Consider the following 5066-nt stretch of genomic DNA (forward strand, 5'->3'; position numbering starts at 1 on the left):
GTTTCAGAACCTACAGATGCGCGGAAATTGCGTTATACCATGCACTTGGCAAGCTACCTGAACCAGAAATTGCCCACAGATTTTACTGACGAGGCGTTTATTTCAATGCGTTGTCATATGTCTGGTTAAACTAATCTTATGACTAAATGCTTTGTCGCAAGTTTCGCACTTATGGGGCTTTTCACCGGTATGGGTTAGGGCGTGTGTTTTTAAATTACCTAATTGACTAAATGCTTTGTCGCAATTTTTGCACTTATAGGGCTTCTTGCCGGTATGGGTTAGGGCGTGTGTTTTTAAATTACACTTTTGAGAAAATGATTTATCGCAAGTTTCGCACTTATGGGGCTTTTCACCGGTATGGGTTAGGGCGTGTGTTTTTAAAGTTCTATTCTGAGTAAATGATTTTTTGCAAACTTTACAACTATAGGGCTTCTCGCCGGTATGGATTCGGACGTGTTCTTTTAAATAATCTAATCGATTAAATACTTTGTCGCAAGTTTGGCACTTATGTTTTTTCTTACTCGAGACTGGCTTCGATGTTTGCTGGTTGAAAATCACACCAACATTGCGATCCTCTAGTTCCTTAGTAACAGATTCCTGTTGTTTGAAATCGGTTTTTGTATGGGCAGCAACTGTATTTCGTGGTATTGAAAGGTCTAAAGGCTCACTTTGTATTGCCACTGTTCTTCTGTCAAAAGTTGAACCAATTTCTTTTGGTTCTACTTTTTCTTTTAATTTATTTACAATCCCTTCGAGAGACTTAATTTTGGGTGTATTCTGTATAGCAATATTTTGCATGATTGAATTTCGTTCGTTGGTCAAAAATGTTAGACAGACATTCGTTTGTTTAGTTCAATTGCATGGTGAACCTCACCTCAACTTGGTATCGGTAATGCTTTATCGTGCTGCCTAACAATAAAATCGTGTTCGTGCTGCGCACCGGATGCCTCCGGCACCGCACATTTTGGGGTTAAACTGCTTTAATCCGTCTATACCCAAGCAGTTCACCAAGTGAGTTTTTAGTTCTTTCAACGTATCCAGCGTTAACCAGTTCGCCCATTACGCCTTCATGATTTTTGGTTATGTAATAGGTCTGATTAACTTTCATTTCGTTAAGTGCTTCTTGCGCCTCAGAAGATAACTCTATTCGGGTTTCATGCTTAGTGCTTTTGGCTTTCCTCTCATGCTCAGTGCAACGCACAATAATGTCCTCCAACTCAATGGCGATAATCGGCATAGAATCAAAATCAAGACTTGAGCAATCTTCATTGATCTTTTTACAGGTCATGCACATTCCGCCTTTTGGTGTAACCTCTTTAACCCTGTACTCTAAATCCATATTTCACCTTTGGTCTTTCTTGACTCCCACGGTTACCCGTGGGGATGGTCTTTAAAATGGAATTTGTCCCATGAATTTATTGCCGTGCCATGGATGTTCAAAAGGTTTATGGGAACCTTTTCTATTTTTAAACACGTATCCTTTCCTTGGCGTGCCAGGCTCCCGCGAAATTAAGCACCGCTGATGAAAGCGACTGATAAAAATCACACGCCCGGTGGTGTCTTGACGGTTACGCCAGAGAAAAGGATTTCGTGGCTTCCACAGTTCTCGCTCGACACATCGCCTTGTCATCATGCCGCCTCCTGCAATTCATACCGCTGCCCGTTTTTCACCAGCACCCCTTCATCCTGCAACAGTTCAAAAGCCTGTTTCACCACCGGGTGCCGCACGCCTTCTTCACTGATGATCTGGCGCACAATGGGTTGCAGGCCGTAAGAACCACTGCGGACCCGCTCGGCGATGCGCTTTACCTCCGGATCGGCTTCGGTTACTGTGGCCAGCCTGTTTTCCTGTAGGTTCTTTTCCTCTGGGGATTCAGGTTCCAGTGCCGGTTCAGGTTTCGCGGCCTCGGCACTGGGTTTCCTTTCTTCTTTCTTCACGTCCGATTTCTCCGTTGCCAAGCATCGAATGGCGCAGTAATCCAGCAGTAATGCCAGGGCAATAAATACCCCGATACGGAAACCCCAATGGGCAGAACCCAGCGCGGCTTCCATACTGCCCGATGGTGTTGTGGCGCCTGTGGTCAGATTGGCCAGCTGGTTTAGCAGGGTTTCCCGCTGCTCGGTTAAACGGGGAATGTCGTCATTCAGCTGCGTCATACCTCGGGTACGGTAGCTGCCTTCGGTGTCGCGCTGGGAGACTTGCAACCGAATGCTGATCTGCTGACTAATATCGTCAATCTGCCGTTGCAGCTGTTGCGCCCTGTAACTACTGGCGCTTTGTTGCTGCTGTTGCATTGCCGTTTCAGCCTGCTGTTGCTGCCATGCGTACTCCATAAAGGCAACGGTTGCCGCCACTGAAACCGCCAGCAGTAACGCCGAGATCCACCGATCTGCTTTGTTCCGGGCGAACAAATAGAGGCAGGCCTGCAGGGAGATACCCGCAGCTATGGCCATAATCTGTTCTTTACCTGGTTGCACCAAGCCTGCCAGCGCCAGCACCAAAGCAGCGGTGGAAACTAATGCCAGGATGGAACCGGCGAGAAGTCTCATGTAGTAATCAAATATGGTCATCATAATTACTCACTATTAGTTTGTATGGGTTACAAACACCTTCTTTGGTTTCAACCAGGCTCATCGCAAAAACATAAGACACGGGGATAATGTCAGCCTTTAATAGGACGCCAAGATCACGAGTAAGAACAAGAACCCCCTTTGAAGGAACCCTGCGTCTAGGCCATGAAAAATCATCAAGAACTACACTTAAACCAAATCTTCTGGCCATCGCTTCAGCATTCGTTGATTTTCCGCAGCCAGGATCACCGTATACCCCGACTGTGAATTGGGAATCATCGGTAACGGTTTTCAGTAATTTTTGATACGACATTCTTCCGTTCAGCATCACTATTTTGTTTTCAGTGGTCATATTTTATTTTCCTGTTTCACCCAATACCCACCCCGAAGGGTGGGGTTATTAGTTGTTATTCTTCAAACGCCACCTGACGTTTACGCTCTAAATACGCCTTCCGCCATGCGCGGGCCTGCGCCCAGATTCGCTCGATGGTTTCATCGTAAAACCACCACCCGGTGGTGTAGTCCCAAGTGCCGTGCACCTCCTGCCCGTTGAACACTTGGGGGATTGGTGTGGTGGCGTATACAAGAAAGCCGAACACCTGATCACGGGTGATCACATCCAGAAAATTCTTCTGCCCTTGCTCTGGCGTTTCTTCTTCCTCATCCAGCAACCAGAGCGGTAAGTACTCTTCCAGCTCTTTGCGGTTTTCGCCGATAATGGATTGCAGCTCCAGCAGCAGTGTTACTGGCAGGGTCTGCTCACAATGCGCCAGCTCCGGCAGGATGGTCTCCAGTTTCAGAAAATCCCCCCGCGCCTGTTGCACAAACAAACTGTGAAACCCTTCGATGCCCAGCGCTTTTTCATCCAGACGCACGTCGTTTAACACGGCGCGAACCTGCAACGGATGCAAACGCACTTCGGCGTAATGGGTAGCTTCTTCCCGACTGGGCTTTGGCTCCCCGACAATATGACCACGGATGGCTGGGGCGTAGACTTTCATCATGCCGTTGGCGTCCAGTAGTTCGATGGCTCCTGCTTCGCCATGAGCCAGAAAGCTGTCCCGCTCCTTCGCTGTGGCAGATTTAAACCAGTTAATTTGCTTTTTGCTTAGTCTTTGCACGCTTCAGTTTCTCCTTGATGGCCAAAACAACCCAGCTGTTGATGCTCCTTTCTTCGAGCTCGGCAAACTGCGCAATGTCGTTTTTTATTGAGGCCGGTAAACGAATATGGACTTTTTGATGTTGTTCTTTTCTCACTCCCCGCTCCTTATTGAAAACTCCGATATACCAATGTGGTACTACAGCAAGTATATAATACTGCTATACCATTGTGCTACCACTTTGGTATACGGATCATCAATTAATGAGTCGGTCGCACCCGCAGTTTCACCTGCGCATCCCCCCCGATCTTGACGAAGCCATTCGCAAGTCGGCAAATGAACGACAGATATCGGTGACTGCCGAATTAATCCGACGGGTCAGGCAGTCTCTTGAGTCGGAACTACTGCTGGAGAAGATCCCCAAAAGTTTGAACGGTATTAATGACAAGCTTGATCGGTTGCTGGCCATGTCGGAACCTCCGGTTGATGGCGAAGATTAAACCAGCCCGTTACAATGAACAGGCCGGGCGTTCAGGTGATGGTGTTTTTCTAAGCACTCTGGCGACGGTTGTCCTGCACGACAACTGTCCCCGGCTTCCTTTTTCTTAACAGCTTTCGGGCTTCTTCCGGTTCCTGCTTTAACCAGTCCATTCCTTCCAGCACATCCCAGGGCGAATCAAACAGATAGACCACTTTCTTTTGTCGCAACTCCCAGCTGGTCTGATGGCTATGGTGTAGCTGAAACCCTGCGTATGCTGCTACGTTTTGTAACATTTTTGTATTGACAGTTATCACGATGGATCACCTCCTATACTGAACCCATTTGTGGGTGTTCGTTTTTTTCTTTCTTACTGATAGCGTGCGCCGTTGCAGTCCGGGCAGGTCTTCATGGTGTCGTCGTTGTCATCATCCAGATTGGCGAACACTTCGCCGGATCCGTAACACTCCCGACATTCAGTTTTATATCGATTATCAATTCTGTAGCGCTGCCATTTACTACCAAGCCGATTGAATAGACGGTCGCCATTATCGATCAAGGTGTGAGGCTCGATACCGAAACGGGCGCGGGCACTAATGACTAGCAAGGATCGGTCAAGTAAACCGGGATCAAGAAGAGAAAGATCAGTGATTGCAAGCTGCCAATTTTGACCGTTATATGCGCTCAAAAGAACTTGGGCGGCTGCAAATCCGCCAGATGTGTCGCATAATGCGACAGTTGCCAGGCGCTGAACCGCTTCTGCGCACCGGCTCCGATAACTCCCTTCTTCTGTTTCTGTAAAAAGCGCTGTTAAACCAAAACTCATTTGAAACATACGGTTCTAAATGAGCAGATAAATTGATCCAAAGCATGAAACGAAAAACGATTCAAGACGTATAATTACAGATCATTTTTTG

The 5066-nt window shown here is 47.3% G+C and carries 9 protein-coding genes; 1 reads left to right on the forward strand and 8 read right to left on the reverse strand.

Annotation, left to right across the window (positions count from 1 at the left end):
• Positions 1-102: 102 nt before the first annotated feature.
• From AKL11_RS12060 to AKL11_RS25160, 6 genes are all read right to left on the reverse strand, one after another.
• Positions 103-798: a C2H2-type zinc finger protein gene (locus AKL11_RS12060; protein ID WP_067517709.1), complete on the reverse strand. Its 696-nt coding sequence runs from the start codon at positions 796-798 to the stop codon at positions 103-105.
• Between the two features lie 172 nt (positions 799-970).
• A complete protein-coding gene (locus AKL11_RS12065) occupies positions 971-1339 on the reverse strand; it encodes a hypothetical protein (protein ID WP_157673533.1) in 369 nt (122 codons plus the stop codon).
• 290 nt (positions 1340-1629) lie between these two features.
• The gene (locus AKL11_RS12070; protein ID WP_067517713.1) at positions 1630-2574 is read right to left on the reverse strand and encodes a hypothetical protein; all 945 of its coding nucleotides are present in this window, start codon (positions 2572-2574) and stop codon (positions 1630-1632) included.
• Complete coding sequence (locus AKL11_RS12075) at positions 2558-2923, reverse strand: hypothetical protein (RefSeq protein WP_067517716.1); 366 nt, start codon at positions 2921-2923, stop codon at positions 2558-2560. The genes AKL11_RS12070 and AKL11_RS12075 overlap by 17 nt, the downstream gene beginning before the upstream one ends.
• A 55-nt stretch (positions 2924-2978) precedes the next feature.
• Positions 2979-3692: a hypothetical protein gene (locus AKL11_RS12080; RefSeq protein WP_067517718.1), complete on the reverse strand. Its 714-nt coding sequence runs from the start codon at positions 3690-3692 to the stop codon at positions 2979-2981.
• Positions 3664-3828 carry a YlcI/YnfO family protein gene (locus tag AKL11_RS25160; RefSeq protein ID WP_157673534.1) on the reverse strand — a complete coding sequence of 55 codons (165 nt, stop codon included), beginning with the start codon at positions 3826-3828 and terminating at the stop codon, positions 3664-3666. The genes AKL11_RS12080 and AKL11_RS25160 overlap by 29 nt, the downstream gene beginning before the upstream one ends.
• Before the next feature lie 106 nt (positions 3829-3934).
• Here AKL11_RS25160 and AKL11_RS12085 point away from each other — a divergent pair, with 106 nt between their 5' ends.
• Entirely contained in the window at positions 3935-4171 is a 237-nt protein-coding gene (locus AKL11_RS12085; RefSeq protein WP_067517721.1) for an Arc family DNA-binding protein, read from the forward strand.
• A gap of 49 nt (positions 4172-4220) precedes the next feature.
• Here the strand turns inward: AKL11_RS12085 and AKL11_RS12090 are convergent, their stop codons facing one another.
• Both AKL11_RS12090 and AKL11_RS25960 read right to left on the reverse strand, forming a co-directional pair.
• A complete protein-coding gene (locus AKL11_RS12090) occupies positions 4221-4466 on the reverse strand; it encodes a hypothetical protein (RefSeq protein WP_157673535.1) in 246 nt (81 codons plus the stop codon).
• Between the two features lie 53 nt (positions 4467-4519).
• On the reverse strand, positions 4520-4984 hold the full coding sequence (locus tag AKL11_RS25960; protein ID WP_067517726.1) for a DUF7673 family protein: 465 nt from the start codon (positions 4982-4984) through the stop codon (positions 4520-4522).
• Positions 4985-5066: the final 82 nt, after the last annotated feature.

It is taken from the genome of Endozoicomonas ascidiicola, from assembly GCF_001646945.1.
In the GTDB taxonomy this organism is placed as follows: Bacteria; Pseudomonadota; Gammaproteobacteria; order Pseudomonadales; family Endozoicomonadaceae; genus Endozoicomonas; species Endozoicomonas ascidiicola.